Annotated in this window: 25 protein-coding genes and 1 pseudogene; 12 read left to right on the forward strand and 14 right to left on the reverse strand. The window is 65.2% G+C overall.

Features of this window, described 5'->3' with window-relative positions; translation table 11 throughout:
- Positions 1-28: 28 nt before the first annotated feature.
- Together ACGLHR_RS29970 and ACGLHR_RS29975 are read right to left on the reverse strand one after the other, a co-directional pair.
- Complete coding sequence (locus ACGLHR_RS29970; RefSeq protein WP_400098154.1) at positions 29-1627, reverse strand: DUF1800 domain-containing protein; 1599 nt, start codon at positions 1625-1627, stop codon at positions 29-31.
- Positions 1628-1750: 123 nt separating this feature from the next.
- Positions 1751-2971 carry an MFS transporter gene (locus tag ACGLHR_RS29975; RefSeq protein ID WP_318232063.1) on the reverse strand — a complete coding sequence of 407 codons (1221 nt, stop codon included), beginning with the start codon at positions 2969-2971 and terminating at the stop codon, positions 1751-1753.
- A 237-nt stretch (positions 2972-3208) separates the two neighbouring features.
- Between ACGLHR_RS29975 and ACGLHR_RS29980 the strand changes: the two genes are divergently transcribed.
- Together ACGLHR_RS29980 and ACGLHR_RS29985 are read left to right on the forward strand one after the other, a co-directional pair.
- Entirely contained in the window at positions 3209-3505 is a 297-nt protein-coding gene (locus ACGLHR_RS29980; protein WP_318232062.1) for a helix-turn-helix transcriptional regulator, read from the forward strand.
- Between the two features lie 71 nt (positions 3506-3576).
- Positions 3577-4632: an alkene reductase gene (locus ACGLHR_RS29985; protein WP_318232061.1), complete on the forward strand. Its 1056-nt coding sequence runs from the start codon at positions 3577-3579 to the stop codon at positions 4630-4632.
- Positions 4633-4772: 140 nt separating this feature from the next.
- Here ACGLHR_RS29985 and ACGLHR_RS29990 read toward each other — a convergent pair whose 3' ends face one another.
- Positions 4773-5672, reverse strand: coding sequence for a LysR family transcriptional regulator (locus ACGLHR_RS29990; RefSeq protein WP_400098191.1), 900 nt, complete (start codon positions 5670-5672; stop codon positions 4773-4775).
- 132 nt (positions 5673-5804) lie between these two features.
- On the opposite strand from ACGLHR_RS29990, the gene ACGLHR_RS29995 reads away from it, so the two are divergent.
- Positions 5805-6464, forward strand: a complete 660-nt coding sequence (locus ACGLHR_RS29995) for an NADPH-dependent F420 reductase (protein WP_400098156.1) — start codon at positions 5805-5807, stop codon at positions 6462-6464.
- A 258-nt stretch (positions 6465-6722) separates the two neighbouring features.
- Positions 6723-8027, forward strand: a complete 1305-nt coding sequence (locus ACGLHR_RS30000) for an FG-GAP repeat domain-containing protein (RefSeq protein ID WP_400098157.1) — start codon at positions 6723-6725, stop codon at positions 8025-8027.
- A gap of 154 nt (positions 8028-8181) precedes the next feature.
- Here ACGLHR_RS30000 and ACGLHR_RS30005 read toward each other — a convergent pair whose 3' ends face one another.
- Both ACGLHR_RS30005 and ACGLHR_RS30010 read right to left on the reverse strand, forming a co-directional pair.
- The gene (locus tag ACGLHR_RS30005) at positions 8182-8691 is read right to left on the reverse strand and encodes a hypothetical protein (RefSeq protein ID WP_400098159.1); all 510 of its coding nucleotides are present in this window, start codon (positions 8689-8691) and stop codon (positions 8182-8184) included.
- Between the two features lie 340 nt (positions 8692-9031).
- Entirely contained in the window at positions 9032-9670 is a 639-nt protein-coding gene (locus tag ACGLHR_RS30010) for a YceI family protein (RefSeq protein WP_400098161.1), read from the reverse strand.
- A 207-nt stretch (positions 9671-9877) separates the two neighbouring features.
- On the opposite strand from ACGLHR_RS30010, the gene ACGLHR_RS30015 reads away from it, so the two are divergent.
- Complete coding sequence (locus ACGLHR_RS30015; RefSeq protein ID WP_400098163.1) at positions 9878-10354, forward strand: kinase; 477 nt, start codon at positions 9878-9880, stop codon at positions 10352-10354.
- Between the two features lie 76 nt (positions 10355-10430).
- Here ACGLHR_RS30015 and ACGLHR_RS30020 read toward each other — a convergent pair whose 3' ends face one another.
- From ACGLHR_RS30020 to ACGLHR_RS30035, 4 genes are all read right to left on the reverse strand, one after another.
- Complete coding sequence (locus tag ACGLHR_RS30020) at positions 10431-11396, reverse strand: tripartite tricarboxylate transporter substrate binding protein (RefSeq protein ID WP_400098165.1); 966 nt, start codon at positions 11394-11396, stop codon at positions 10431-10433.
- Positions 11397-11619: 223 nt separating this feature from the next.
- The gene (locus tag ACGLHR_RS30025; protein ID WP_400098167.1) at positions 11620-12276 is read right to left on the reverse strand and encodes a methionine ABC transporter permease; all 657 of its coding nucleotides are present in this window, start codon (positions 12274-12276) and stop codon (positions 11620-11622) included.
- Positions 12257-13159, reverse strand: a complete 903-nt coding sequence (locus ACGLHR_RS30030) for a methionine ABC transporter ATP-binding protein (protein WP_400098169.1) — start codon at positions 13157-13159, stop codon at positions 12257-12259. Before ACGLHR_RS30030 ends, ACGLHR_RS30025 begins: the two co-directional genes overlap by 20 nt.
- 36 nt (positions 13160-13195) lie before the next feature.
- On the reverse strand, positions 13196-14008 hold the full coding sequence (locus tag ACGLHR_RS30035; RefSeq protein WP_318232053.1) for a MetQ/NlpA family lipoprotein: 813 nt from the start codon (positions 14006-14008) through the stop codon (positions 13196-13198).
- 225 nt (positions 14009-14233) lie between these two features.
- Between ACGLHR_RS30035 and ACGLHR_RS30040 the strand changes: the two genes are divergently transcribed.
- Positions 14234-15121, forward strand: a complete 888-nt coding sequence (locus ACGLHR_RS30040) for a hypothetical protein (RefSeq protein WP_400098171.1) — start codon at positions 14234-14236, stop codon at positions 15119-15121.
- A gap of 158 nt (positions 15122-15279) precedes the next feature.
- Here ACGLHR_RS30040 and ACGLHR_RS30045 read toward each other — a convergent pair whose 3' ends face one another.
- The 3 genes from ACGLHR_RS30045 to ACGLHR_RS30055 form a co-directional block, all read right to left on the reverse strand.
- Entirely contained in the window at positions 15280-16437 is a 1158-nt protein-coding gene (locus ACGLHR_RS30045) for an ABC transporter substrate-binding protein (protein ID WP_400098173.1), read from the reverse strand.
- 85 nt (positions 16438-16522) lie between these two features.
- Entirely contained in the window at positions 16523-17482 is a 960-nt protein-coding gene (locus ACGLHR_RS30050) for a PDR/VanB family oxidoreductase (RefSeq protein ID WP_400098175.1), read from the reverse strand.
- 6 nt (positions 17483-17488) lie between these two features.
- Positions 17489-18547, reverse strand: coding sequence for a Rieske 2Fe-2S domain-containing protein (locus ACGLHR_RS30055; RefSeq protein WP_400098177.1), 1059 nt, complete (start codon positions 18545-18547; stop codon positions 17489-17491).
- Positions 18548-18871: 324 nt separating this feature from the next.
- Here ACGLHR_RS30055 and ACGLHR_RS30060 point away from each other — a divergent pair, with 324 nt between their 5' ends.
- Positions 18872-19858, forward strand: coding sequence for a LysR family transcriptional regulator (locus ACGLHR_RS30060; RefSeq protein WP_400098179.1), 987 nt, complete (start codon positions 18872-18874; stop codon positions 19856-19858).
- Between the two features lie 7 nt (positions 19859-19865).
- Here ACGLHR_RS30060 and ACGLHR_RS30065 read toward each other — a convergent pair whose 3' ends face one another.
- Together ACGLHR_RS30065 and ACGLHR_RS30070 are read right to left on the reverse strand one after the other, a co-directional pair.
- A complete protein-coding gene (locus tag ACGLHR_RS30065; RefSeq protein WP_400098181.1) occupies positions 19866-20738 on the reverse strand; it encodes an IclR family transcriptional regulator in 873 nt (290 codons plus the stop codon).
- 11 nt (positions 20739-20749) lie between these two features.
- On the reverse strand, positions 20750-21595 hold the full coding sequence (locus ACGLHR_RS30070) for an IclR family transcriptional regulator (RefSeq protein WP_400098183.1): 846 nt from the start codon (positions 21593-21595) through the stop codon (positions 20750-20752).
- A gap of 314 nt (positions 21596-21909) precedes the next feature.
- Between ACGLHR_RS30070 and ACGLHR_RS30075 the strand changes: the two genes are divergently transcribed.
- The 5 genes and pseudogenes from ACGLHR_RS30075 to ACGLHR_RS30095 form a co-directional block, all read left to right on the forward strand.
- The gene (locus ACGLHR_RS30075; RefSeq protein WP_400098185.1) at positions 21910-22869 is read left to right on the forward strand and encodes an MBL fold metallo-hydrolase; all 960 of its coding nucleotides are present in this window, start codon (positions 21910-21912) and stop codon (positions 22867-22869) included.
- A gap of 54 nt (positions 22870-22923) precedes the next feature.
- A complete protein-coding gene (locus tag ACGLHR_RS30080) occupies positions 22924-24657 on the forward strand; it encodes an FAD-dependent oxidoreductase (RefSeq protein ID WP_400098187.1) in 1734 nt (577 codons plus the stop codon).
- Positions 24658-24692: 35 nt separating this feature from the next.
- Positions 24693-24908: a DUF2783 domain-containing protein gene (locus ACGLHR_RS30085; protein WP_400098189.1), complete on the forward strand. Its 216-nt coding sequence runs from the start codon at positions 24693-24695 to the stop codon at positions 24906-24908.
- 100 nt (positions 24909-25008) lie between these two features.
- Positions 25009-26343, forward strand: coding sequence for an MFS transporter (locus ACGLHR_RS30090; RefSeq protein ID WP_318232043.1), 1335 nt, complete (start codon positions 25009-25011; stop codon positions 26341-26343).
- Between the two features lie 164 nt (positions 26344-26507).
- Positions 26508-26639, forward strand: a pseudogene (locus ACGLHR_RS30095) (IS630 family transposase); the annotation flags it as partial.
- Between the last annotated feature and the right edge of the window lie 154 nt (positions 26640-26793).

Here is a 26793-nt window from a genome sequence, read left to right on the forward strand (position 1 = left end):
GAGGTACTCCTTGTTCAGGGCGGACCGCTCAGTCCTGCATCCATTCCGGTGACGAAAGCAGGATGGTGTTCCACTCCGCCTGCGACGTCGCCTGCGTCATCGCGGTGCGCGTAGCGGGGCCCAGCGTGGACTCGATGCTGTCGAAGAACACACGGTTGCTCAGCAGCGGAAAGCCGGTGCGCTCTGCCGGCTTGCCATCGTCCTTGGAGAACAGCCCGGCCTGCCCCGAGCCAATGGCGCGCGCGATCTCGAAGCGCTTGACCATCTGCCCGGAACTGGCCCATGCGCTCTCCGCGGCCGGGAAGCCGTCCGGCGTGATGCGGCCATAGAGCGGCTCGCCAAGCTGGTTAAGCCAGCCGATGGCCGGGCGCAGGTTGGCCACCGTGCGGCCGTCATACGCCAGCCGCAGCGACGAGGCCACGAACTGCATCGGGTCCTTGAACTTGCGCGTGCCGGAGGCCAGCGTGGTGTTGAGCTCAGGCGACAGGAAGAGCGTGCGCAGCACCGCCGCGATATCGCCGTCGGTCTGCGTGAAGGTGCCGGCCATGCGGTTGACAAGCGACGGCGGCGGCGTGTCGCCCACGAAGTGCGCGGCGAGCTTGTAGGAGATGAACCGCGCGGTGGCCGGATCGCGGCTGAGAATCTCCACGGCCTGCTCCACCTCGTGGAAACCGGTCGGCTCGATGCGATGGCCAAGCAAGGTCTTGGGCCCGAAGTCGTGCCGGTTCGGGTTGAACTCGAACAGCCCGCCTGCGCGGTAGAGCGCCTGCTTTTGTGGCGGTAGCTTGGGCGGCTCCGCGCTGGCGTTGATGCCAAGGCCGGTCAGCACGCGGGCCAGTTCCTGCACATCCTGCTGCGTATAGCGCGAGCCGCTCGGGCCGCCGGCCACGCCCAGCGTGTGCAGTTCCATCAGCTCGCGTGCATAGTTCTCGTTGATGCGGTTGACCGCGCTCTGCGCGTTGTCCAGGTACTCCAGCATGGCCGGCGACGTCACGGTCGCCATCAGCAGGTCGCGGAACTTGCCCAGCGCATGCGGGCGCACCGCCTTGTCTTCATAGTCGGCCAGCACCCAGCGCACCGAGCCCTTGCCGGAGTACACGCTGAAGTGGTTCATCCAGAACCACGTCATCTGCTCGCGCAACTGCGCGGGCGAGTAAAGCGCACGCAGCAGATGGCGGCGGCTGGTGTCGAGCACCACGTCGTTGCCGCTGCGGTTGAGCGCGTCGCGCGCCTTCTGTTTTTCGTCTTCGTCGGTGAGGGTGTTGATGCGCTGCTGCTCGGCGCGCACGCTGCGCAGCCTTTGCTCGCCGCTTTGCTGCGCAATGCTCAGCGCGCCGATGGTGGCGGCGAGCTCGCCCGTATCGGTGCCGGGTGCCTTGAGCTGTTCATCCAGATAGCGCTCGCGTCCCAGCTTGCGCAACCGTTCGATGCTGGCCTGGTTGGCGCCGAAGGTGACGGTGTTGAGCCAGTGCAGGTCGGCCGGCTTCAAGGCCGCGCCGGATGCGCCGCCCTCCGGCGCGCCGCCTTGCGCGCAAGCACCCAGCAGGCCGGCGGCCGCGCTCAGGAGGCACACCGTTATCAGGCGTGACTTCAGACGTGACTTCAGGCGTGAAATGCGCAAGGACATGGTTGGCCTGCCTCGAACCCCGTGGGGTGACACCGCTCTTACGCTGGCGGACGGGTTTTGGTTGACGTGGATTCACCCGATATCCAGCCTGAACCAGTAAGCAAAATGAAAGTTCCCGCCGCTTTACCGGCGCAAGGTCGCGCCCCAGAACACCAGCGCGGCAGCACTGATCGCCGCGCCCAGCATGCAAACGCCGGGCCATCCTGCGCGCGCATAGACATGCGTCGAGGCGATCGATCCCGCACCGCTGCCAAGCGCATAGAACAACATGTAGCAGCCCACCAGCCGGCCATGCGCTTCCGGCCGCACGCGAAACACCATGCTCTGGTTGGTGACATGGATGGCCTGCCCGGCGAGGTCCAGCACGATGATGCCCGCCACCAGCAGCCACAGCGACTCCCGCGCGAAGGCCAGCGGCACCCAGCACGCCACCAGCAGCACCAGCGCGATGCCGGTAGTCCACTGCCCCAGCCCGCGATCCGCAAGGCGGCCGGCACGCGCGGCCGCCAGCGCGCCCACGGCGCCAACCAGCCCAAAGGCGCCGATGGCGGTATGCGACATCGAATACGGCGGCGCGCTCAGCGGCAGCACCAGCGCGGTCCAGAACACGCTGAACGCGGCGAACATCAGCATGGCGAGCACGCCGCGGACCTGCAGCGTACGCTCCTGCGCCAGCAGCGTGAACATCGAAGCAAGCAAGCTGAAGTAGCGCATCTTCACCGGCGCGCTGGCCTGCCGCGGCAAACGGCGTGCCAGCAGCGCGATCATCAGCAGCGCCAGCACGCCCGAGACCACGTACACCGCGCGCCAGCCGGCGAGATCTGCCAGCGCGCCCGCCATGGCCCGCGCCATCAGCAAGCCGATCACCACGCCACCCTGCGCGGCGCCCACCACGCGCCCGCGTTCGGACGGCGCGGCGAGCGTGGCGGCGAAAGCGATCAGCCCTTGGGTCATCGCCGTGCCCAGCAGGCCCACGGCGAGCATGCCTGCCAGCAATGCCGTGCGCGTGGAAGCCACGGCCACCAGCGCCAGCGCCACGGCGAGCAACAGCAGTTGCAACAGGATCAGGCGGCGCCGATCTACCAGGTCGCCCACCGGCACCAGCAGCAGCAACGCCAGCGCGCAGCCCGCCTGCGTGGCCGTGACGACGATGCCGACCGAACCGTAGCCGAAGCCGAACTCACGCGCCATCGCATCGAGCAAGGGCTGCGCGTAGTAGACGTTGGCCACGCTGAGCCCGCACGCCAATGCGAACAGCCAGACCAGCGGGGCCGGCATGGCAGACGGCGCGTCCACGGTTTCCGCTAACGATGCGGTGGCTACGGTGGCTGGGTTCAAGGTCATCACGGCTCCATCTGGTTTTATAAAGAAACCGAACGGAGTCTAACCACATCGGTTTCTTAAAGCAACCAGATGCAGCCATCCGCACACCAAGATGGCACCATCAAGTGTCACATAAGGCGCCTCTGCAAAGCTGCCGCGTATATCGTATAGTCACGATATTAATTTTGTGAGAAGCGGATATATGTTTCGCCAAAACGCGAAACAGCCCGCGTCTCGGATACCGGACAAACCCACCCAATGGACATCGACGCCATCCACAAGGCCCTGGCCAATCCCGTGCGGCGCAACATCCTCGCCTGGCTGAAAGCCCCGCAGGAGAATTTCGCCATGCAGGACTACCCGCTCGAGCTGGGCGTCTGCGCGGGCCTGATCGACGCGCGCACCGGACTGTCGCAATCCACCGTGTCGGCGCATCTCGCCACGTTGCAACGCGCCGGGCTGGTGACTTCCAAGCGGGTTGGCCAATGGATTTTCTTCAAGCGCGACGAGCAGACCATCCAGGCCTTCCTCGATCACATGCACAGCGATCTTTGATACAGCGGCGCGCGAGCGCCTACTTATGCACCCACGGTGCGCCACCCTCCTCGACACCCAGACAAACTGACATGACCTCTCTATTCGACCCCATCCGCATCGGCGACCTCGACCTCCCCAACCGCGTCATCATGGCGCCCCTGACGCGCTCGCGCGCAGTGGGCGGCGGCCGCGTGCCCAACGCCCTGATGGCCGAGTACTACGTGCAACGCGCCTCCGCAGGCCTCATCCTCAGCGAAGCCACCTCCGTCACCCCGCAAGGCGTGGGCTATGCCGACACCCCGGGCATCTGGTCCGACGAGCAAGTGGCCGGCTGGAAGGTCGTCACCGATGCCGTGCACGCCGCCGGCGGCCGCATCTTCCTGCAACTGTGGCACGTGGGCCGTGTTTCCGATCCGGTCTTCCTCGACGGCGAGCTGCCAGTGGCGCCCAGCGCCATCGCCGCCGCGGGCCATGTCAGCCTGGTGCGCCCCAAGCGCGCGTTTGTCACCCCGCGCGCGTTGGAAACCGATGAGATCCCCGGCATCGTCGCCGCCTACCGCCACGGCGCCGAGAACGCCAAGGCCGCCGGCTTCGACGGCGTGGAAGTGCACGGCGCCAACGGCTACCTGCTCGACCAGTTCCTGCAGGACAGCACCAACAAGCGCACCGACGCCTACGGCGGCTCGCTGGAAAACCGCGCGCGCCTGCTGCTGGAAGTGACCGACGCCTGCATCGACGTGTGGGGCGCAGCGCGCGTGGGCGTGCACCTGGCACCGCGCGCCGATGCGCACGACATGGGCGACTCGGACCTGCCGGCCACCTTCGGCTACGTGGCGCGCGAACTCGGCAAGCGCGGCATTGCCTTCATCTGCTCGCGCGAAGCGCTGGGCGAGCCCCGCCTCGGCCCTGCGCTGAAGAAGGCGTTTGGTGGCACCTATATCGCCAACGAGAAGATGACCAAGGAAACGGCCGAGCACGTGCTGCAAGCCGGTGAAGCCGATGCGGTGGCCTTTGGCCAGCTGTTCATCGCCAACCCCGACCTGCCGCGCCGCCTGCAGATCGACGCGCCGCTGAACGCGCCGCAGCCCGAGACTTACTACCATTCGGGCGCCGAAGGCTATATCGACTACCCGGCGCTCGCCTGAGCACGGTTGCCGGCCCGCGCTGGCTTGCGTGAGCACACGCGGCCAGCGAACTGGTTGAGCAGGATGCGCGAACGGGCTCACTGACTTGCGAGTTGTGTCTTCCCGTGCGTGCGCTATAGCGCGGTGAGCTCAACGCAAGGTCAAGCCGCCGGCGGCCCGAACTCCGCCACCACGTGGTCGATAAAGCTGCGCAGCTTCGGTGTCACGCGGCTGGCCGCGAACACCACATGCATCGGCCGGGACGGCGCCTCGTACTCGGCCAGGATGCGCACCAGCTGACCGGACGCCAGCGCACCCTTCACCGCCACCTCCGGCCCGAGGATGATGCCGAAACCATCCAGCGCGGCAGCGATCAGCGCCTTGATGTCGTTGGCCTGGAAGCGGCTGCGCACCGGCACGGTCAATGGCTTGCCGTCCTTGCCGGCAAAGTGCCACTCGCTTGCCGGCGGCTGCGATGAATAGGCAAAGCCCAGGCATTCGTGCCCCGAGAGTGCTTGCGGCGTCTGTGGCGCGCCGTGCTCCGCCAGATACGCGGGAGAGGCGCAGGGCAGCAAGCGGTAAGGCATCAGCGGGCGCGCAATCAGCGAAGAATCCGGCAACGATCCCAGGCGGATCGCTGCCTCAAACCCTTCGTCGATCAGGTCGACAAAGCGGTCGGTCAGCGTGAGATCGACCTGCACATCGGGATGCGTGCGCAGGTATCGGGTCACCACCGGCACCAGGCTGAACGCGCCGAAGGTCACCGGCGCGGTGATGCGCAGCTTGCCGCGCGGCGAGGCGGATAGCTCCTGCGCCACCGACTCCGCCGCCTCGGCATCGGCCAGCAGGGTTTTGCAACGCTCGTAGAAGATCTTCCCGATTTCGGTCAGGCTTTGCCGCCGGGTGGTGCGGTTGAGCAGACTGGCGCCCACCCGCTCTTCCAGGTAGTTCACATGCTTGCCGGCCATCTGCGAGGAAATGCCGAAAGCCAGCGCCGCCGCCGCGAACGAGCCAGTGTCCGCCGTCTTCACAAAGACGGCCATGCTCGTCAACCGATCCATCATTCGCAACTCCCAGTTTCCACAGCCGGGCGAATCCGCCCATTTATCTCGTTTGAGTTTCCAATCATAGTCTTTCCAACCGCAGTCAATCGCTCGGCGGCACGCTTGAAAGACTCAGATGGAGATAAGGCAATGAAAATCGGCATCCTCGGGGCGGGCTATATCGGCCGCGCGCTCGCCATCCTCGGCACGCAACATGGCCACCAGGTCATGATCAGTAACTCCCGCGGCCCACAAACGCTGTTGAGCACGGTGGCGGCGATCCGCTGCGCCGCCGGCACCGCCGAGCAGGCAGCCGCGTTCGGCAATGTGATTGTCGTCGCCGTGCCGCTTGCCAGCTACCGGTCGATCCCGGCGCAAGCGCTCAAGGGCAAGATCGTGATCGACACCGGCAACTACTACCCGCAGCGCGACGGCCAGATCGCGGCGCTGGACAACGGCGCGACGACCACCAGCGAACTGCTGGCGGATTTCCTGCCAGGCGCGAAAGTGGTGAAGGCATTCAACGCCATCCTGGCGAAGGACATCGACACCACCGGCCAGCCGGCCGGCACCATCGGCCGCCGGGCATTGCCCATCGCCGGGGACGACACCGAAGCCAAGCAGGTGGTCGCCGGCCTCGTCGACCAGTTCGGTTTTGATACGGTCGACGCGGGCAAGCTGTCGGAAGGTTGGCGCTTCGAGCGCGCCATGCCGGCATATTGCATTGCGCTGGATAGCGCCGGGCTGAAACAGAAGCTCCAAGACGCGGAACTGGATGTCAGGCAGGCGGAAGGGGCCTGGCGCCATTGAGCTTTCAGCGCTCCGGTAGCTCCGGCGGAAGAAGCCCAGCGAACTCGATGCCCGGTATGCCGACGATGTTCGGGACCGTGATCACGGTGAGTTCTACGTCGCCCTTGGCGACGGCGTTCAGGACCGCGCGGTGGCGAACAGCGCGGCGCACCGCATTTTTTCTATACTGAATCCATCGAATGCGCCTTGGCGGAGTGGCCATCGCCTTCATGGCGGGCCGGGGGCCGCGAGTGGAAGCTGAAGAACAAGAAGTACGCGATGATCGACAATCTGTTCCCCCGCGCGTGCATGGCTTCACGCCATCACGCGGCGGGGATCGCAAGGCCGCTGGCAATGGTCGCCCTGACCTTGGCCATCCAGGGCTGCGGAGGTGGAGGGGACGGCGGCGGTGACGTCATCCCGGCTTTTGTCTCGCCCGCCAACGTGGTCATCAGCGATGTCAACCAGGATGGCGAGCTCGATCTTGTGGTGTCAGCCGCCACCGTTCACTCTGCGCCCCCACACCCGGGATTTGTCGTCGTTCTGACGCAGAAGCCACTGTCGCCTGGTACTTTCACAGCTAGCGTGCGCTTCGGTGCGGAATTCGATCCCTCAGGACTGGCGCTCGGGGCCCTCTCCGGCAATGGCGGGAAAGACATCGTCCTGGGAAGTCAGAACACCAAGGCCGGCACGCTGCTTCCCAATAACTTCGTCATTCTCAGGCATGACCCGAGCCGCCTCGGCTCGTTCCTCAGCCCGCAGCTAGTGCCAATCGGAACGCACGTCATCAACGACGTGGCCGTCGGCGATGTCAACGGTGACGGCAGACCCGATATCGTCGTGACGGCGAGCCCGGCATCTGCCGGTCCGACGGTCCTTGTTTTCACGCAGAGTGCGATGCAGCCTGGCACGTTCGTGTTGTCCCAGTCGATCATGACTGCCACAGGTTCCGGGGCAGTTGCCCTCGCCGACCTGAACGGCGATGGCCGTCTGGACATCGCGGTAACGGCTTCCGTGGACAACGGTCCTGGTAAGGTGCTGGTCTTTATGCAGGATGCCGTCACCCCTGGAACCTTCCTGCCGGCGACGGAGTACGTGGTTGGACTCCAACCGACGGCCATCGCGATTGGTGACCTGAACGGCGACGGCAAGCCGGATCTGGCCGTGGCAAACCAAGGCGCCGGCAACGGGTCGAGCCCCAGTATGTCCGTCCTGCTTCAGGACACCGCATCGCCCGGGCGATTCTTGAACGCGGTCAGCTACCCGTCCGCCCGTGCGCCGATGGCCATTGCCATTAGCGACATCGACGGCGACGGCAAGCTGGATATCGTCACGGCGAATGCGAGTGGTGCCCCGCCGTTCAATGGGAGCGTGCAAATCTACTTCCAGGGCCAAATACGCGGGGCCTTCGGCAATCCAGTCAGGATCGGGAATTTCCAAGGCGCCCACACGATGGCCGTGGGCGACCTCAATGGCGACAAGGCACCGGATATCGTCGTGGACGACGGCGAGGGCATCGCCATCCTGTTCCAGAACGCGCAACAGCGTGGCCAGTTCCTGCCCGCCGTGCACCTTGCTCTCTGACGAGTGCGGTGAGAGAGGCGGCCAACGACGGCTGCTGCAACGGGATCGCAGAGCCGATTTCGATTGCACGCCCCTTGTCCAGCAATACTCGCGGTGTTTGCGTTTCGTAGCGTTATCCAGCCGGTCATCGCAAAGCGGCAGTGCGAAATGGGCGTCACTTGTGCCGCCGGCCGCCTCCAAGCGAATCAACGATGATCATCGTGCGATCCAGTACGCCCTGGTCGTCAAAGTAGACACTGAAGTGGGCCGGCTGATAGCCACTCGCATAGAGCCGGTACGACCATGCCTCGCGCTTCATGAGCGGGTAGTACTGGACAGGCTCGCGCGGCAGGCCGAAGCGCTCGGCCACGTCGCGCTTGGTCCAGACCCCCGGCTTTGCCTCGTAGATCTCTTTCTCCGTCAACATCTGGCGGAAGTTGACGAGCTCTCCGTTCGCGCCAAAATCTGCGGCGTAGACCTCATATCCCAAGGGCTGGTGCGAATAGATCCACCGGCTGGTGCCGCCGGCGAGCTCATAGGTCTCCGTGGGCGCGCCAAAGGTCTCGCGCACGGAGCTTGCCGGGCTGCCTATCATTTTCTGCGCAGTCTGGACGGGTTGCAGGGACGCACAGGCTGACAGCGCAACCGCGGTGCCGGCCAGCCACTTGGCGAAACGATATTGCATGACCATTCTCCACTGCCGAAAGGTGCAGTTTCTTTCGGCTGGTCTTCGATCCAAGCATAGTCCACCCGCTACATTCCGGGCCCTGACCCTACGCCGCCAGCCCCGCCGGCGCCACCACCGATGCCGCCGGTACCTGGCGCCGGCTGGAATCCGGGCGCGCTTCCTGACGATGCGCCGCCCGTCATGCCCGCCCCCGATCCGGCCGTGGTGCCGGGCTCGTCCCCGCCTCCGCCACAAGCCGCAAGAAGGCATGCGGCAAGCAACGCCGCAAGGGTTCTAGCCGACATGATGTTCTCCTGTGTCGCATCAGTGAACGCACCCCCTGGTATTGCCAAGCGCTTCAAGGCCCAAGCACGAACTCCACCTGGATGTTCATGTGCACGGCGTCGCCAATAGTGGGGAACCATGCTGCCAGGCCGAACTCCCGGCGGCTGACTTCTCCGGCCGCGGAGAAGGCAAGCGTGCCGTCGCGCCGCGGCTCTCCGATGGCGCCGCCTGGTGTTACGAGAAGGCGGACCGGACGCGTGATGCCATGGATCGTGAGGTCGCCGAGAAGCCACCCGCTGCCCTCTGCGGTCCGGACAAAGCGAGTACTCACAAAGCGGATCTCCGGATAGCGGGCCACATCGAGCATGCCGCCGCCCCGGATGATCGGAGACAGGAAGCGCGGGCGCGCCTCAACGCTTGCGGCATCGATCGTCACGATGACGCGGCCCGAGTCAAGACCGGCCCGCGTCCCTTCGAGCTGCGCATTCATGCGGTGAAAGCGCATCTTGATCTGTGAGTGCGAGAAGGCGTCGACGTCGAACGTGACGCTCGAGCGTTGCGGCGCTAGCATGTACCGATCGGGGGGCCGCCCGTCGGCCTCGGTTGGCTGGGTCTGGCCGACGGCGCCCGCCAGCGATGCGAATGTGGCGAGCACAAGTTCGGCGATTGCGTGCCCGCGGGTGGCCCGAAACCAGAGTGGCGAATCGCGCACGATGCCTCCACGGCAGAAGAACTGTGGTCCGGTTGAGTAAACGCTTCGCGGCCAGGATTTATTCCATTGCGCGCCGCCGCGAATGCCGAAGGGTCGGTTGCCAGTCTATCCACCCCTCCTTCAGCCGGCTGAGGTGGTGAATCACTGTGCGCACACGAGCTGAAGGCCGCGGTATAGTGCGGGCTCCAGAACTCAGCGCTGCGCCTGATGGACAGGATTCGCATCATCAACCCCGATGCCTATTTGGAAACGCCGGCAGGACGGGTATGGACGCCGGAACGCAGCAAGTTTGCGTGGTCGAGCAGCTTTGCTGCACTCGAACAGGCGCTGATTGAAATGCGTGACCTTCAGCCGCGAGTGCTCATCGTCTGCGGACTGCAGGGCGCAGGCAAATCTCATTGGATCGCACGTCACGCGAGCGACTACGCGCCTTGCATTTGCTTCGATGCGGCGTTGCCGGGCGCGCGGCATCGGAGCCCGATCATCGAGATCGCCCATCGACGGAGTGCCCAAGCACTGGCGATATGGATTGACACTCCGCTAGCCGTCGCGAAGATGCGCAACGCCGACAGGCCAGCGGACAAACGCGTACCGGACGAAAGCATCGAGAGTGTAGGAAACTTGTTCGAGCCGCCTTGCATTGAAGAGGGATTTTCCAAAGTGCTCAGAATCGCGGGATCCTGAGTCCCGATGTCGGTGAAGAACTCCAAGCAAAGCCGGGCCAGCCATGGGGCCCGGCTTTCTTCTTCACACTACGCGCTCAATCCGCCTGCGCCCCCGAGCGCTTCACCACCGCGCCCCACTTGCGAATCTCGCTGTCGACGAATTTGCCGGTGTCCTCCGGGCTCAGCGGCATCGGCTCCGAGCCGCGGTCGGTGATGAATTTCGACAGTTCGGGCGACTGCAGCGCCTTCACCGTTTCCGCGTTGAGCTGGCTCACGAGCGCGGGTGGCAGGCCTTTGGGCGCCATCAGGATGGCCCAGCCCAGGGCCTCGAAGCCGGGAACGCCTTCCTCGCGCACCGTGGGCACGGACGGCAGCTGCGGCGTGCGCTTGGCCACCGTGACCGCCAGCGGCACGGCCTTCTTCGATTGGATCAGGGGCAGCGCCGCCGTCACCGAATCCACCATCAGCGGGATCTGGTTGCCGAGGAAGTCGGACTGCGCCGGGCCGCTGCCCTTGTAGGGGATGTGCACCATGAAGATGCCAGCCTGGGCCTTGAGCATTTCGGCGGACAGATGCTGGGTACCGCCGACGCCGGCGCTGGCGTAGCTGTACTTGCCGGGCGCGGCCTTGGCCTTGGCGATCAGGTCGCGCAGCGAGGCGATGCCGGAAGCCGGCGTGGCGAGGAACACCAGCGGCACGGAGAACACGCCGGAGATCGGCTGGAAATCCTGGCGCGGGTTGTAGTTGAGCTTCTTGTACAGCGTCTGGTTGATCGCCATCGCGCTGCCGGCCATCACCAGCGTGTAGCCATCGGGCGCGGCGTGGGAAGCGATCTCCATGCCGAGGTTGCTGCCCGCCCCGGCGCGGTTGTCCACCACCACCGGCTGACCTAGCTGCTTGCCCAGCCGCTCGGCCAGCGCGCGCGCAAAGATGTCCGTGGCCTGTCCCGGCGGAAAGGGCACGATCAGCTTGATGGGACGGTCGGGATAGGCGGCGTGGGCAACGGTGGCGGCCGTCGTCAATGCTGTTGCGGCGGCGATGAGGGCAAAGGGCTTCTTCAAGGGGCTCTCCTGGGTTATTGGTCTTATGTGTTGTGCCGGGTATGCGCATGCCGCGCAGTGCATGGGCATGACCGCACAGGGGAGAATTCTACGGGATGGCGCATCGCTTGCCGGCGGCCCCGTCACGCGCAAGCACTGGGCGGCCCTACTGCGGCAGCTCTATCGCAGCGATCCGTCGTATCGCCGGTAACCGCCAGCAGCGGCAGGCGGCTCCGTAGCCGGCTCAGCGCCTGTGGTCGAAGCGCCGCGCCAGCCGCTCGCCGCCGAACTGCACCAGCGTGACCAGCGCCACCAGGATCACGATCACGTTGAACATCACCGCGGTCTCGTAGCGCTCGTAGCCGTAGCGGATGGCCAGGTCGCCCAGGCCGCCGGCGCCCACCGCGCCGGCCATGGCCGATGAGCCAATCATGGCGATCACGCTGACCGTGGCGCCGCCGACGATGCCGGGCAGCGCCTCGGGCAGCAGCACGTGGCGCACGATGTGCCAGCGCCGGCAGCCCATGGCGCGCGCGGCCTCGACCAGGCCCGGATCGATCTCGTTCAGGCTGACCTGCGCGATCCGCGCAAAGAAGGGAATCAGGTGCACGCTCAGCGGCACCACCGCCGCCCACGTGCCCATGGTGGTGCCGACGATCAGCCGCGTCACGGGCAGCATCGCCACCAGCAGGATGATGAACGGGATCGAGCGAAAGGTATTGACCAGCGCCGACAGCGTGCGGTGCAGCCGCGGCCGCGGACGCAAGCCGCCCGGCGCGCTCAGCGTGAGCACGATGGCCAGCGCCATGCCGCACACGAACACCACCAGGCAGGCGGCGCTCACCATCAGCATGGTCTCGCCCAGCGCCTTTACGTACTTGTCAGCCATTGGCGGGAACATAAGCCTGTCTCTCGATATTGGCGCGCGCACTCGCGTACGACGCGTTGGCCGCATTGGCCGCATTGGCGGCATGAATGGCATTGGAAAACTCGCCGCCGGCCGGCACCGGCAACTCCAGCCGCAGCGGGCGCAACAGCGCCAGCGTGGCGGCGGCCTGTGGCTCGGCAAACACCTGCCACACCGTGCCCAGCTCCACCACGCGGCCTTGGTCGAGCACCAGCACGCGGTCGCAAGCCTGGCGGATCACCGCCATGTCGTGCGTGATCAGCACCACGGTCAGCCCAAGCTTGCGGTTGATATCGCGTAGCAGGGCCAGGATCGATTCGGTGGTCTCCGGGTCCAGCGCCGAGGTAGCCTCGTCGCACAGCAGGATCTCCGGCCGGTGCACCAGCGCGCGCGCAATGCCCACGCGCTGCTTCTGCCCGCCGGACAGCGTGGCCGGATAGACCTGCGCCTTGTCGGCCAGGCCCACCAGCTCCAGCAGCGCCATCACGCGCGGCACGATCTGCGCGCGCGGCACGCCGGCCACGCGCAAGGGCAAAGCCACGTTCTCGAACACGGTCTTGGCGGACAGCAAATTGAAATGCTGGAAGATCATGCCGATGCGCCGGCGCAGCGCTACCAGGCCGTCTTCCTCCAGTTCGCCCACATCCGCGCCATCCACGCGCACCTGCCCGGCGCTGGGACGCTCGAGCATGTTGATGGTCCGCAGCAGCGTGGACTTGCCCGCGCCGCTACGGCCGATGATGCCGAAGACTTCTCCGCGCGCCACCGTGAACGACACGGCCTGCAGCGCTGCCACCGGCGCGCCCGGGTAATGCTTGCCGAGATGCTCGAAGACGATATGCGGCAGGCTTGATTGCAGCGGGAGCGCTTGTGACACGATGAAGATCCTCCGGTAACGGCGAGAACAATGACATCAGAACGCCGGGATGACCGAGCCCTGGTACTTGGTCAGGATGAACTTGCGCACCTCATCCGAGTGGTACGCCTTGATCAACGGCGCCACCCACGGCGCAGCCTTGTCGCGCTCGCGCACGGCGATCACGTTCACGTACGGGTTGTGCTCCTTCTTCTCCACCGCAATGCCATCGCGCGTGGCGATCAGGCCGGCTTGGTAGGCAAAGGTGTTGACCACGGCGGCGGCGTCCACGTCAGGCAGCGAACGCGCCAGCACGACCGAGGCGCTTTCCACCAGGTCCAGCTTCTTGGGATTGGCCGTGATGTCACCCAGCGTGGCCGTGCCGGTGTACGGGTCGAAACCATCGCGCAGCTTGATCAGCCCATGGTCGCGCAGGATCACCAGCGCTCGGGTCTGGTTGCTCGGATCGTTGGGAATGCCCAGCCGCGCGCCCTGCGGCAGCGACTCCAGGGACTTGTACTTGCGCGAGTAAAAGGCGATCGGCGAGATCAACGTATCGGCCACCGCCGCGATCTTGTAGCCGCGCTGGTTGATCTGGTCGCGCAGGAACGGCTTGTGCTGGAACGCGTTGGCGTCGAGATCGCCGTTGTTCAGCGCCTCGTTAGGGCTGGCGGTGCCGGTGATCACGATCGGCTCCACGTTGAGGCCTTGCTTCTTGGCCACCTTGGTCACCACTTCCCAGATCTCTTCGTCCACGCCGCCGCGCACGCCTACCTTGATGGGCTTGTCGGCGGCCAGCGCCGGGGCGGCGCCGATGGCGAGCGCCGTCGTGGCGGCCAGGACCGTGGAGAAAATTGCGCGCAGGTTCATATGCCGTTCACCTCGAATGTTTGCTGGCGATGATTGAGTTGGCGGGATGCCAGGGGAACCAGTCTAGGCAGGCGACGGCATGCCGGTCCAAGAATAAAACCGCAGTAGCAAATCCGGAAAACCTGCCAGCGATTGGGCGGGCCTGCATGACTCGATAGGAAAACCGGGGCGCCAGACCGTATCATGCACACCTATTTTTGAATTCGCGCAAGAACAGAGGATGAAATGAGCAGAAGGAATCTGGCGCCGCTGTGCCTCGTGCTGAGTTGCAGCGCCGTGTTCGCGGCAGGTGGGCCATCGAGCGGGCCCGTAGCCATCAAGACGCCTGCGTCGCAGGAGGTATTCAAGACGCTGTGGAATGCCGAGATTCCGTCCTTCGTTGAATTCAAGGGCGAGCCGGTGGTCTTCGCGCTCAAAACGCAGGACCAATACCTGGTCACGCTGCCCTACGCCGCTCAGGCTGATGCGAGCAAGCTTCCGCGCACCAGCAGCGACGTGTTTGAATCCAGGCTGACGTGGATCGCAGCCACCACGCAAATGCTGGTGGCGGTGGTCAAGCTACCCGCAGGACAGTGGCCCACCGACGGCAAGGCGCCGGTGATACTTGCAGAAAGCACGCTTGCCATCGACCGGGATTGCGCATTGAAAGGAATGCCGAGCTCTGGCTCCGAGGACGGCCCGATGCCCAAGTCGCTCGAAGAATTGTTTGTCCCCGCGGCGACCGAGTCCACAAGAATCCTGCATTTCTTCAGGCTGGAAACTGGGTGGTCGGAATTCTATTCGGGCGGTGGCGGATCCTTTGCCGTCCAGCACATGCTCGAATGGTCATCCGACGACAGGTATCGCAAGGAGATCTACTGGCGGGCCTGCGCGCCTGCCAACTATTCTCAAATGATCGCCGGCGGCTGGAACCCGGACGGCACGCGTGGCCACAATGAATACGAGGGAAAATGGACGTGGCGCTTCACCAGGAAAGCGACGCCCTATCCGGCGTTGCTGCTGCAGCTGCTCGATGCCGACAAGAAGGGCAAGCCGGTGGCGAGCTGGAAGACGGCCTGGCAGGATGAGTCGCCGTACCGGGTGGACTACTACAACTTGAAAGCGCCAGACTAGCAACCGTGGCGACCGGGCGGCCAAGCATGCGCAACGAAGTATGCATATCCATGCGCCGAATTGTTCCTTCCGCGCGCAGGGCCGGCTGCGTAGAGTGACGGGTTTCAGTACGCCCGGCAAGCACACCGGCTACCTGTAAGCCACGCCCTTGCCCCGACCTACTTCAGGTACTTCCATCCGCCATTCTGGATCTGGACCAGCGCCGCTGCCCGCTTGTCGTAGCCAACATGGTCGGACCGGGACATCGTCGTCACGCCTTGGGTAGTCACGACACCGCTGGTGCGCTCCAGCGCGTCGCGCAGCGCAATGCGGAACGCCTCGGTGCCCGGCTTGCCCTTGCCAAGGGCGGCGGGAATCGCCGCACGCAGCACCAGGCCCGCATCCCAGACGTTGGCCGAGAAGATCGAGGCTGAGTTAGGGCCGTACGCGGCCTCGTAGCGCTTGACGAAATCCTGCGCGACGGGCCGCATCGGGCTGCCCGGCTCCAGCTGGTCCGCTACCAGCACCGGCCCGACCGCGAAGATCGCGCCCTCCGCATCCTTTCCGGCAACGCGCAGGAAATCCCGGTTGGCAATGCCGTAGGTCTGGTAGACGCGTCCTTTGTACCCGCGTTCGGTGAGCGTTTTCTGCGGCAGGGCGCCGGGTGTGCCGGATGCGGCGACAAGGACGGCGTCCGGCTTCGCGGCGATGATCTTCAGTGTCTGCGCCACCACGCTGGTGTCCGTGCGGACATATCGCTCCGTCGCCACGAGCTTGATGCCGGCCTTGTCCGCCAGCGGCTGGAGTGCGGACAGCCATGCGTCGCCATAGGCATCCGAGAAGCCCATGAATGCCAGCGTCCTCGTGCCGGCCTGTTGCATATGGCCAAGCGTGGCGCCGATCATCAGGTTCTCATTCTGGATCGCCTTGAATGCCCACCGTCGTTTCTCGTCCTGCGGCTCGACGATCTTGGCGCTGGCGGCCAGGCTCATCAGCGGCACCTTGGTCTCGGCGGCGACGTCGACCAGTGGAATGGTGGACGGCGTGACCGATGAGCCCATCACCACATCCACCTTGTGCTCATCCACCAGGCGGCGGAAATTGCGCACGCTGACGCTCGGATCCGAGGTGTCATCGAGGACGATGAAGTTCAGCTTCTGCCCTGCCACCTCCTTGGGCAGGAGGTCGATGGCACTCTTTGCCGGAATGCCCAGCGATGCCGCCGGACCGGTCAGGGACAGGGTCACGCCAACGTTGATATCGGCATGCGCCGGGCTTGCGGCCAAGGCGGCAATGGCAAGCATCGCTGCCATCAGTGAGCGGGTGGGATGGAACATCGTCTTGTCTCCTTGGAGGATCGCGGCCATCTGCGTGGCGCGTGTTGTGATGCTGTTGCCGGGCAGTGGCGCGCCACGGCGTCGCTCAGATGTCCAGTTCCAGCTCGGGCGTCAGCGCCCGGGAAACGCAAATCATGACGGCCGTGTTCGCCTCGCGCTCTTCGCCGCTCAGCACGTAGTCCCGGTGGTCCGCCTTGCCAGCCAGCAGCGGCACCTCGCAACTGCGGCACAGCCCCTCGCGGCAGGAGAAAGGCAACGGCACGCCGTTCTGTTCAAGCGTTTCGAGAATGGTGGCGCCGGCGGGCACGGTGAAGCGGCCGCCGTGCCGGTGCAGGACCACCGTGAAAGCGTGGTCCGCATCGGCATTGGCACCGGCCTGCTGCGGATCCGCGCCGAACCGCTCGAAATGCGTGGCGGCTCGCGGCACGCCCGCCGCGTCTGCCTTGGCGGCCACCGCATCCATCAGTGGCGACGGCCCACAGCAATACACGTGACTGCCTTCGGGCAGCGCGCCAAGAAAGGAGGAGAGGTCCGCCAGCGCGCCATGGCGCTCGTCATCGACATGCAGCTGCACCCTTTCCCCATATCCCGACAAGGCATCCAGGTAAGCCGCCCGCCGGCGCGAGCGCATGCAGTAGAGCAGCTTCCACGGCCTGTCGTTGGCCTCGCACCAGCGGATCATGCTGAGGATCGGCGTGATGCCGATGCCGCCGGCGATGAACACGTGCGCCGTGGCCGCCGCGTCGATGCCGAACAGCGAACGCGGCACGCTCACCTTGAGCGAGTGGCCCTCCTCGATCGCGTCATGCAGATACTGCGAGCCGCCGCGCGATGAAGGCGCAAGCCCCACGCCAAGGCAGTAGCGGTCGGTCTGCGCCGGGTCGTTGCACAGCGAGTATTGCCGGACGATGTTGCCGGGCAGGTGCACATCGATATGCGCACCCGCGGTGAACGCCGGCAAGGCACCGCCGCAGGGCCGGCGCAGCTCGATGCCGCGAACCCCTTCGGCCTCGGCGGTCACCCTGGATACGATCAGTTCGAGCATGCCGTGCTACCTCTGCGCGGACATCGCCGCCCTCTCGGCGGATGCCGCCGCTTCCTCTTCGAGCTTCTGGTTCACGGCCCAACGGAATTGGGAGAGCGCAGCGTCGATGGAGAACGGCATCATCTTGAAGCTGGGCTCAAGCTCAAGGCTTCTCTGTTGCGCCGAGATGATCTCGCGGTCCTCGGCGAACGCGGTGACCACGCTTTGATGAATCGACGCGGTGACTTCCGGCTTGTCGATGGCGAAGTTGTGCGGATGGGCGAAGAAGTAGTGCGTGGAGTTCTCGGTCTCCGGGGTGATCGCCTGGCAGCCGCGGAATTCGGCAGCGTCGACACGCACGCCTTCCGGCGCGCCCGTGCCGGTGGGAGACATGCCGGAATCCATCAGCAGGATGGCCGGAATCGTGAAGTTGTAGATATTCCAGCGGTCGACTTTACCGGGGTAGTCCTTCACGGCCTTGGCGAAGGCGGGCGCTTCGGTATTGATGGCCCAGCGCGTGATCCGCACACCGCCATCGATCCGCTCCACCTTGGGCTTGACGGCCGCATAGTCCTCGCTACCGCCCAGGGTGGTCGGATGCACGAAGGGCAGGTGCGAGAAATCGAGCAGGTTGTCGCAGATCAGCAGGTAGTTCACGTCGTAGTGGATATAGCCGTCCAGGCTGCGCCATTCGGGGTGATCCAGCCATTGCGTGTCCGGGATCAGCGACGGATCGGCCTGGTCGGGGTCGCCCATCCAGATCCACACCCAGCGGTGTTGCTCGACGATCGGGAACTTGCGCACCTTGGCCTGCGGCGCAATGCGTTCCTGCGCGGGGGCCTCGATGCATTTTCCCGCGCTGTCGAACTTCAGGCCGTGATACATGCAGCGGATGCAATCGCCTTCCCTGCGCCCGACGGACAGCGGCGCGCCGCGATGGCAGCAGCGATCCTCCAGCGCCACGATGCTGCCGTCTTCCTTGCGGTACATCACGACAGGGACACCGATGATGGTGCGGGAGAACATGCCTTCGCCGGGGATTTCCTTGTCCCAGCCGGCGACATACCAGGTGTTTTTGATAAACATGCGAAGTTCCTTGGAGCGATCTCTTTGCACCCGGGGTGGAAATTCAGGGCGCAGGTTGCCATGCCCGCATTGCGTAAGAGCCTTGCGTGTCGCGGACGTTAAAACTGGCAGGCCGGGCTAAAGCGCCGTGGCCTGGACAAGGGAGGTAATCAGGATGGCGGCAATGCGCCGTGCGGGCTGGGATGCGGGTGGCAACGTGTGCGTGCTTGCGGTGTCATGTCTTGTCTCCAGATGCGCTGACCCATCTCCGGGGTCCTTGACTGCAGAATAGATTTGGAGGAAACATGCGTCAACGTCATCCACCTAATAGCGAGAATGTACGCCATGCATGCAGACGAGCTGGACCTCAACCTCCTGACGGTGTTCGATGCGATGCTGCGGGAGCGCAGCGTGACCAAGGCCGCGCAAGAGCTGGGCCTGACGCAAAGCGCGATGAGCCACGCGCTGAACCGGCTGCGAGCCTTCTTCGACGACCAGTTGTTCGTCAAGACGCCGGCGGGCATGATGCCCACGCACAAGGCGGAGGAGCTGACCGAGGCTATAGTCGGCGTGATGGCCACGGTGCGCCAGCAGGTGTTGTCGCAGTCCCGCTTCGATCCGCAGGCGGCGCGGCGCACGTTCAACCTGTGCATGACCGATATGGGCGAGCTGGTCTTCCTGCCGCCGCTCATCAGCAGGCTGCGCCGCGAAGCACCGCACTGCACGCTGCGCACGCTGCAGGTCCCGCTCCAGCAGATCGAAGGCATGCTCGGCACGGGAGAAGCCGACCTGGCGCTGGGATCGATCCGCGCCGCACCGGAAGGCTTGTTCCAGCAGCGCCTCTTCATGCATTCGTTCGTGACGATCGTGAGCGTGCGAAACCATGAAGTGGGCGAGGCCCTGACGCTCGAGCAGTTCCAGCGCATGCCGCAGATCGTGGTCACCCTGTCAGGGCGCGCCAGCGCGGCTTACGACAGCGCGTTCGACGACCATGGCATCAAGCGCAATATCTACCTGTCGACGCCGCACTTCCTGGTGGTGCCGTTGCTGATGGAGCAGCAGCCAGACCTGATCGCCACGGTGCCGCTGGAACTCGCCAACGTCTTCGCCCGCTACGGCACGGTGCGCGTGATGCAGCCGCCGGTGGCACTGCCGGAATTCGCCATCAAGCAGCATTGGCATCCGCGATTCCACCACGACCCGGCCATCATCTGGCTGCGCGAGCTGGTGAAGCGCACCTTCGAACACTATCCACGGGTCTACGATGGCGAGGACGAGGCAACTGCGCCGCCGCCACCAAAGCCATCCCGGCGCGTGGCAAAAGGTAAGTGAGCGGCGGCTAGCCGTTCCCCGCGACGGCTTCCATCGGCTCCATCGGCTCCATCGGCTCCATCGCGCCAAAGCGCCACGATAGCCGCCGCGCCGCCTGCAACAGCGTCCTGGCCGTCGCGCCATCGGTGCTGCTGTCGAAGCTGGCCGACGTGCCGATCAGGGCAATGACAAGCGCGATGCTGCCGGTGTGGTCGAACACCGCGGCAGCGAGCGTGTCGATGCCGGGCACCGGCTTGCTCAGCGCATTGTCGATCCGCCGCGCGCGGATCTGCGCCAGCCGGGCAGCATATGCCGGCGCAAGCGCCTCGCCTGCGCCACCGTCCGGTTCGACGACTTCCGCCTTGGGCACGCCCGCCAGCCGCAGCGCATCCTGGTCCAGCAGGCCCATCAGCACGTGCGCCGGCAGGTGCGCCGCAAATAGCCTGCCGATCGCCGTATTGACCAGCGACAGTACGGTGCCAACCCGCAAGCTCACGTGCTGCGGCCGCGCCGCCTCCTCCAGCCGCACCACCGTCGGCCCGAGCGGGCCAAGGACCGCCATCGCCACGCTCAGGCTCGTCGTGCCGGCCAGCTCGATCACTTCGGGCTCGGCCTCGCGCGTTGGCGAAAGCCGTTGCAGGGCCACCAGCCCGAGCTCCAGGCCGAGGGGGCCGGACAGGAAATTGCCTGCCGCGTCCCGCGCCAGCAAGCCGATCTTTTGCAGGCTGACCAGATGCGGGAACGCCTTGGCGGGTGCCATGCCGGCCGCGCGGGCGAGGTCGCGCAAGGGCAGCGGCCGCCCGGCCGCCACCAGCGCGGCAAGCAACTGGCCGGTGTTGTCCAGGGACTGGATGCCGCGCTGCGGTTTGGCGGCTTCGCCCTGGCTGTCGTCGATTGGCATGGGGGCTGGTGTCATTCGGAAGGCTCGGCGATGGCGTCACGGATGGCAGCGGCGGTGTCGAGCAGTGCGACAGCCACGGGGCCCCGCCAGTCCACATCGATGGTGCCGGTCGATCCCACCACCGTCAGCGCCAGGCGCAGCCGGCCGCTGGCGTCCAGCACCGGCGCGCTGAGACTGCTGACGGCGGGGCTCGGTGCGTCGATGCTGCGCTCGATGCCGCGCTCGCGGATGGCGGCGAGGGTGGCATCGAAGGCGGTGGCGTCGATGGCGGGCGTGTCGCCGGCGTGCTGTTGCTCCCAGATCGCCTGCCATTGCGCGGGCGCAAGGAACGCGCAGAACACGCGGCCGGTTGCCGTTGCCGACAGCGACATCACCGTGCCGACGTGCAGGTTCACATGCAAGGGAGAGCCGGCGTGCTCGTAGCGAACGATGGTGGGGCCCTGCGGCCCGGCGGCGCAGATCGCCACGCTGAACCCGCACGACCCGGCCAGCGCGGCCACCAGCGGCACTGCCGCCCGGTAGGCGGGATCGTGGTCCAGGTACAGCATGCCGAGCTGCAGCGCCAGCGGGCCCGGCTCGTAGCGCCCGGACAGGTGGTCGCGCTTGATCAGGCCAAGCCGCACCAGGCTGACGAGGTAAGTGTGTGCTTGCGCGGGCGCAATCTGCACGCTGGCGGCGAGGTCGGCCAGGGTCATCGGCATACGGACATCGGCCAGCGCCCGCAGGAAGCGGCCACCAACTTCCACGCTCTGTATGCCGCGCTGCGCTTTTTCCTCGCCGCCGCTATCCGTCGTGTTGTTCGCCGCGTTGTCCGCCGTGTTGGCCTCTGATCGCGCTGATCGTGCTGGTCGTGGCATTCGGCCCCCGCTTGAAAACCCAGATAGTAATCGACCCGGCGCCATCCACCTTGCCAGACCGAGGGTTTCCCCTTGGATTTCCGTGCCTTATTTGTGCTTTATTTGTCGCTTACCCGCCTCACCCCGTGAATTAGTCAAAAACAACATGCTTTGTTATTGACTAATTTTGGCAGGATTCCTAAGATGACCTTACCCCGATACCGGTGCAGCTATAGAGTGAATACGGGGCGAGACAGTCCCCGCTATGCAGTGATCCGCTCCGGCGCCTGCTGTCTCGTCTTTTCCCCACGCAAGACAAAAGAGAAGAGGCAAGCATGAGCAAGGCATTCGCATCCCAGGCCGACCTGGAAGCCAAGAAAGTCACCTTCACCCAACTCTCCGAGAACGCTTACGCGTACACCGCCGAGGGCGACCCCAATTCTGGCGTGATCATCGGCGACGATGGCGTGCTGATTGTCGACACCACCGCCACCCCCGCCATGGCGCAGGACCTGATCGCCAGGATCCGCTCGGTCACCGACAAGCCCATCAAGTACGTGGTGCTCTCGCACTACCACGCGGTGCGCGTGCTGGGCGCATCGGCTTACTTCGCCGAAGGCGCGCAGCAGATCATTGCCAGCCGCGGCACCTACGAAATGATCGTGGAGCGCGGCGAGGCCGACATGAAGTCGGAGATCGAACGCTTCCCGCGCCTGTTCGCCGGCGTGGAGACCGTGCCGGGCCTGACCTGGCCGACGCTGGTGTTCGAGAAGGAAATCACGCTGTACCTCGGCAAGCTCGAAGTCCGCATCGCGCACCTGGGCTCGGGCCATACCAAGGGCGATACCGTGGTCTGGCTACCTTTGCAGAAGGTGCTGTTCTCCGGTGACCTGGTGGAATACGACGCCGCCTGCTACTGCGGCGACGCGCAGCTCGAGCAGTGGCCGGCCACGCTCGACGCCCTGCAGGCACTGGGCGCCGAGAAGCTGGTTCCCGGCCGAGGCCCTGCCCTGACCAACCCGGAAGAGGTCAAGAAGGGCATCGAATACACCAAGGACTTCGTCACCACGCTGTTCCAGGCCGGCAAGGAAGCCGTGGTGGACCGCCTGGACCTGAAGAGCGCGATGGCGCATACGCGCAAATCGATGGACCCGAAGTTCGGCCACGTCTTCATCTACGAGCACTGCCTGCCGTTCGACGTGTCGCGTGCCTTCGATGAAGCCAGCGGCATCCAGCATCCGCGCATCTGGACCGCGCAGCGCGACAAGGAAATGTGGGCCGCGCTGCAAAACTGAAGGCCAATCGCCGCATAGATGGAATGGCCGTACCGAGTGGATGGAGACACAGGCATGAGCAACGACTACCAGAACCTGTCATTTGCGTATCAGCCTTGCCGCGAGCAAGGGCAGGAACACACTGGCAACCCGCATCCCGTCATCGTCGTAGGGGCCGGCCCGGTGGGCCTGGCCACCGCGATCGACCTGGCCCAGCACGGCGTGCCGGTTGTGCTGGTGGACGATGACTGCACGCTGTCGAGCGGATCCCGCGCGATCTGCTTTGCCAAGCGCACGCTGGATGTCTTCGACCGGCTCGGCTGCGGCGATCCCATGGTGGCCAAAGGCGTGTGCTGGCACGTCGGCAAGGTCTTCGTGCGCGACGAGCAGGTCTACACTTTCGACCTGCTGCCGGAGGCCGGCCACCAGCGGCCCGCCTTCATCAACCTGCAGCAGTATTACGTCGAAGGCTTCCTGCTCGACCGCGCGCGCCAGTTGCCCAACCTGGAGATCCGCTGGAAGCACAAGGTGACGGGCATCGAACAGTGTCACGCCGGCACGCCGGACGCGGCCGTGGTGCTCACCGTCGACACGCCGGACGGCCCCTATGCGCTCACCGGGCGCTATGTGGTGGCGGCCGATGGCTCGCGCAGCCCGCTGCGCAACCTGCTGGGCCTCGACAGCAAAGGCCGCACGTTCAAGGATCGCTTCCTGATCGCCGACGTGAAGATGGAAGCGGAATTCCCGACCGAGCGCTGGTTCTGGTTCGACCCGCCCTTCCATCCGAACCAGTCCGTGTTGCTGCACCGCCAGCCCGACAATGTCTGGCGCATCGACTTCCAGCTCGGCTGGGATGCCGATCCCGTGCTGGAGAAAACGCCGGAGCGCGTGATTCCGCGCGTGCAGGCGCTGCTTGGCCCGGATGCAAAATTCGAGCTGGAATGGGTCAGCGTCTATACCTTCTCCTGCCTGCGCATGGACAGCTTCCGCCACGGCAACGTGTTGTTCGCCGGCGACTCCGCGCATGGCGTCTCGCCGTTCGGCGCGCGTGGCGCCAACAGCGGCGTGCAGGATGCGGAGAACCTCGCGTGGAAGCTGGCCTACGTGCTCCAGGGCCACGCGCCGGACAGCCTGCTCGATACGTATGCGAGCGAGCGCGAGTATGCCGCCGACGAGAACATCCGCAACTCGACGCGCTCGACGGATTTCATCACGCCGAAGAGTGCCGTGAGCAAGGTGTTCCGGGATGCCGTGCTGGAACTCTCGAAGAAGCATGCGTTTGCGCGGCAGCTGGTCAATAGCGGACGGTTGTCATTGCCATCCGTACTGCGCGATTCGCCGCTCAACACGGCCGACACCGACGACTTTGCGGGTGCCATGGTGCCGGGCACGGCTTGCGTCGATGCGCCGGTCTCCGGTGAGCAAGGCCAAGGCTGGCTGTTGCCGAAGCTTGGCGGGCAATTCACCGCCCTGGTATTCGGCACGCCCGACGCCGAGAGCCTGGCCGCATTGCAAAAGCTGCTGCACGGCACGCTGCCACTCAAGCTTGTCGTGGTCAGCGCGGATAGGGCGTGCGCCGCATTGCCCGGCATATCGGTGCTGCACGACACCGAGGGCCTGGCGGCACAACGCTACGACGCGCGGCCCGGCACGCTCTACCTGATCCGCCCCGACCAGCATGTGTGCGCGCGCTGGCGGCAGGTCGACATCGCCGGCGTCCAGCGGGCCATGTCACGCGCGACCGGTAACGAGCAGGGCACGCAAGCCGGCGCTCCGGCAGCGCAAGCGGCCGCCCCGGTGGCTGCATGAATCCCGCTGGGACAGTCCGAATCAGAGAGACAGCAATGGCACTCAACACCCACCCCAACCTGGCGCGCGCCGATGACTTCTACGAAGCCCTGATCGACATGCACCGCGATCTCGACGACGGCCAGAGCCAGGCGGCCAATGCGCAACTGATCCTGTTGCTCGCGAACCATATCGGCGACCACGACACGCTCATCGCCGCCATGCAGCTCGCGCGGCAGGGCGCGGCGCAGGAGATCAGCGCACAAGCCTGATTACGGCGGGCGCTGCCCGCGCCCTCTTTCACTCGTTGCCAATACGCGCCAGACGTCGGCATCCAGGGCCCCGCCGGGCCCGCGTTCCCGGAGACAATCCATGACCTATCCCTCTGCAGGGGCCATCGCGCCCCCGACTTCTGCTGCCCGCGACGAAGACGCGCTCTATCGAAAGATCTGGCTGCGCATCATCCCGTTCCTGTTCGTCTGCTACGTCATCTCCTTCCTGGACCGGATCAACATCGGTTTTGCCCAGTTGCAGATGAAGCAGGACCTGGGCTTCAGCGATGCGATGTACGGGCTGGGTGCCGCCGTGTTCTATGTGGGCTACGTGCTGTGCGAGGTGCCCAGCAACATGCTGCTGGCCCGCTTCGGCGCGCGCCGCACCTTCACCCGCATCATGTTGCTGTGGGGCCTGGCATCGGTCGGCATGATGTGGGTGTCCACGCCCACGCACTTCTATACGCTGCGCTTCCTGCTGGGCGTGTTCGAAGCCGGCTTCTTCCCCGGCATCGTGCTGTACCTGACCTACTGGTTCCCGGCGCGGCGGCGCGCTGCCGTGATGGCCATCTTCTTCGCGGGCGTTGCCGTGGCCGGCGTGCTGGGCGGGCTGGTGTCGGGCTGGATCATGCGCGACATGGCCGGCGTGCTCGGGCTCTACGGCTGGAAGTGGATGTTCGCCATCGAAGGCGCACCAGCCATCGTGCTCGGGCTGATCGCCGCCGTCTTCCTGGTCGACGGGCCGCAGCAAGCTAACTGGCTCACCGACAAGGAGAAGGCATTGCTTGCCGCGCACAATGGCCCAGCCGGACGGGCCACGCACGCGCACTCGTTCAGCGCGCTCATCGAGGCGCTGCGCAATCCCCGCATCTACCTGTTTGCGTTCATCTACTTCGCGCTGACATGCGGCTCGCTGACCTTGAGCTTCTGGATGCCGTTGATGATCCGGGACTTCGGCATCACCGACGTGATGTCGATCAGCCTCTACTCCGTCATCCCGAATGCGATCGGCGCCGTCGGCCTGATCCTGATTGCCCGCCACTCCGACCGGCGCGGCGAGCGGCATCGCCACTTCGTAGCCTGCACGGTTGGCGGCGCGCTGGCACTGGCGCTGCTGACCCTGCACCTGCCCAGCTTCGCGGCAATGCTCGCGCTGCTGTCCGCCGCGTGCGTGCTGATCTTTGCCGCGCTGCCGATCTTCTGGTCCTTGCCGCCTAGCCACCTGCCTGCGCATACCGCGGCTACCGGCATTGCCTTTATCAGCAGCATCGGCATTACCAGCGGCATCGTCAGCCCGTGGGTCATCGGGCAGATCAAGACGCACACCGGCAGCATGGACAATGCGTTGTATCTGTTGGCGGGGTTGCTGGTAGCTAGTGGCATCGCCATGTGGGTTGGGGTGCCGAGGGGCGAGTCGCGGCATCCTTCGATATAAGGTTCATGCCGGTTCCCGTCGTTTAGAAGAGATGGCTGACGCCGCATGATGCATGTCCGGCACTACCCGTGCGCGCGGGTCTAGTGTCCCATTCCGTTGTTAACGGATCTATATTTTTGCAGGATGGTGGTATCGACGAACCGGAGATGCCAGCATGCCAATGGGACGACTTCGTCGCTCACTACAAGCAGAAATGCAAGTCATTCGATTGGGCTGCCTCCGCTGATTCGATCCTTGCCGAGCTCAGTAGACGTTGTGAGCGAATCAGCGGAACAGGACACTGTCTAGCCCGCTGACGCGGGGGTGTCTCTTGTGGGCGGGGTTTTGATGCTTCTAGCTGCTGGCGCGGCTGTACGGGGTTGGCCGTTTACACACGTGTGAGATGTCACTTTTCTTTACTCGTAAAGAGGGTGGAGACAAAAGAAAGAAAGACCTATTCTTCCTAAACTG

Origin of the sequence: Cupriavidus sp. CuC1 (assembly GCF_044627735.1) — a bacterium.
In the GTDB taxonomy this organism is placed as follows: Bacteria; Pseudomonadota; Gammaproteobacteria; order Burkholderiales; family Burkholderiaceae; genus Cupriavidus; species Cupriavidus ulmosensis.

Coding starts and splice junctions, on each gene's coding strand:
- ACGLHR_RS29970 (WP_400098154.1), bottom strand. CDS start 1,627: ATGTCCTTGCGCATTTCACGCCTGAAGTCACGTCTGAAGTCACGCCTG.
- ACGLHR_RS29975 (WP_318232063.1), bottom strand. CDS start 2,971: ATGACCTTGAACCCAGCCACCGTAGCCACCGCATCGTTAGCGGAAACC.
- ACGLHR_RS29980 (WP_318232062.1), top strand. CDS start 3,209: ATGGACATCGACGCCATCCACAAGGCCCTGGCCAATCCCGTGCGGCGC.
- ACGLHR_RS29985 (WP_318232061.1), top strand. CDS start 3,577: ATGACCTCTCTATTCGACCCCATCCGCATCGGCGACCTCGACCTCCCC.
- ACGLHR_RS29990 (WP_400098191.1), bottom strand. CDS start 5,672: ATGGATCGGTTGACGAGCATGGCCGTCTTTGTGAAGACGGCGGACACT.
- ACGLHR_RS29995 (WP_400098156.1), top strand. CDS start 5,805: ATGAAAATCGGCATCCTCGGGGCGGGCTATATCGGCCGCGCGCTCGCC.
- ACGLHR_RS30000 (WP_400098157.1), top strand. CDS start 6,723: ATGATCGACAATCTGTTCCCCCGCGCGTGCATGGCTTCACGCCATCAC.
- ACGLHR_RS30005 (WP_400098159.1), bottom strand. CDS start 8,691: ATGCAATATCGTTTCGCCAAGTGGCTGGCCGGCACCGCGGTTGCGCTG.
- ACGLHR_RS30015 (WP_400098163.1), top strand. CDS start 9,878: ATGGACAGGATTCGCATCATCAACCCCGATGCCTATTTGGAAACGCCG.
- ACGLHR_RS30025 (WP_400098167.1), bottom strand. CDS start 12,276: ATGTTCCCGCCAATGGCTGACAAGTACGTAAAGGCGCTGGGCGAGACC.
- ACGLHR_RS30035 (WP_318232053.1), bottom strand. CDS start 14,008: ATGAACCTGCGCGCAATTTTCTCCACGGTCCTGGCCGCCACGACGGCG.
- ACGLHR_RS30040 (WP_400098171.1), top strand. CDS start 14,234: ATGAGCAGAAGGAATCTGGCGCCGCTGTGCCTCGTGCTGAGTTGCAGC.
- ACGLHR_RS30045 (WP_400098173.1), bottom strand. CDS start 16,437: ATGTTCCATCCCACCCGCTCACTGATGGCAGCGATGCTTGCCATTGCC.
- ACGLHR_RS30050 (WP_400098175.1), bottom strand. CDS start 17,482: ATGCTCGAACTGATCGTATCCAGGGTGACCGCCGAGGCCGAAGGGGTT.
- ACGLHR_RS30055 (WP_400098177.1), bottom strand. CDS start 18,547: ATGTTTATCAAAAACACCTGGTATGTCGCCGGCTGGGACAAGGAAATC.
- ACGLHR_RS30060 (WP_400098179.1), top strand. CDS start 18,872: ATGCATGCAGACGAGCTGGACCTCAACCTCCTGACGGTGTTCGATGCG.
- ACGLHR_RS30065 (WP_400098181.1), bottom strand. CDS start 20,738: ATGCCAATCGACGACAGCCAGGGCGAAGCCGCCAAACCGCAGCGCGGC.
- ACGLHR_RS30070 (WP_400098183.1), bottom strand. CDS start 21,595: ATGCCACGACCAGCACGATCAGCGCGATCAGAGGCCAACACGGCGGAC.
- ACGLHR_RS30075 (WP_400098185.1), top strand. CDS start 21,910: ATGAGCAAGGCATTCGCATCCCAGGCCGACCTGGAAGCCAAGAAAGTC.
- ACGLHR_RS30080 (WP_400098187.1), top strand. CDS start 22,924: ATGAGCAACGACTACCAGAACCTGTCATTTGCGTATCAGCCTTGCCGC.
- ACGLHR_RS30085 (WP_400098189.1), top strand. CDS start 24,693: ATGGCACTCAACACCCACCCCAACCTGGCGCGCGCCGATGACTTCTAC.
- ACGLHR_RS30090 (WP_318232043.1), top strand. CDS start 25,009: ATGACCTATCCCTCTGCAGGGGCCATCGCGCCCCCGACTTCTGCTGCC.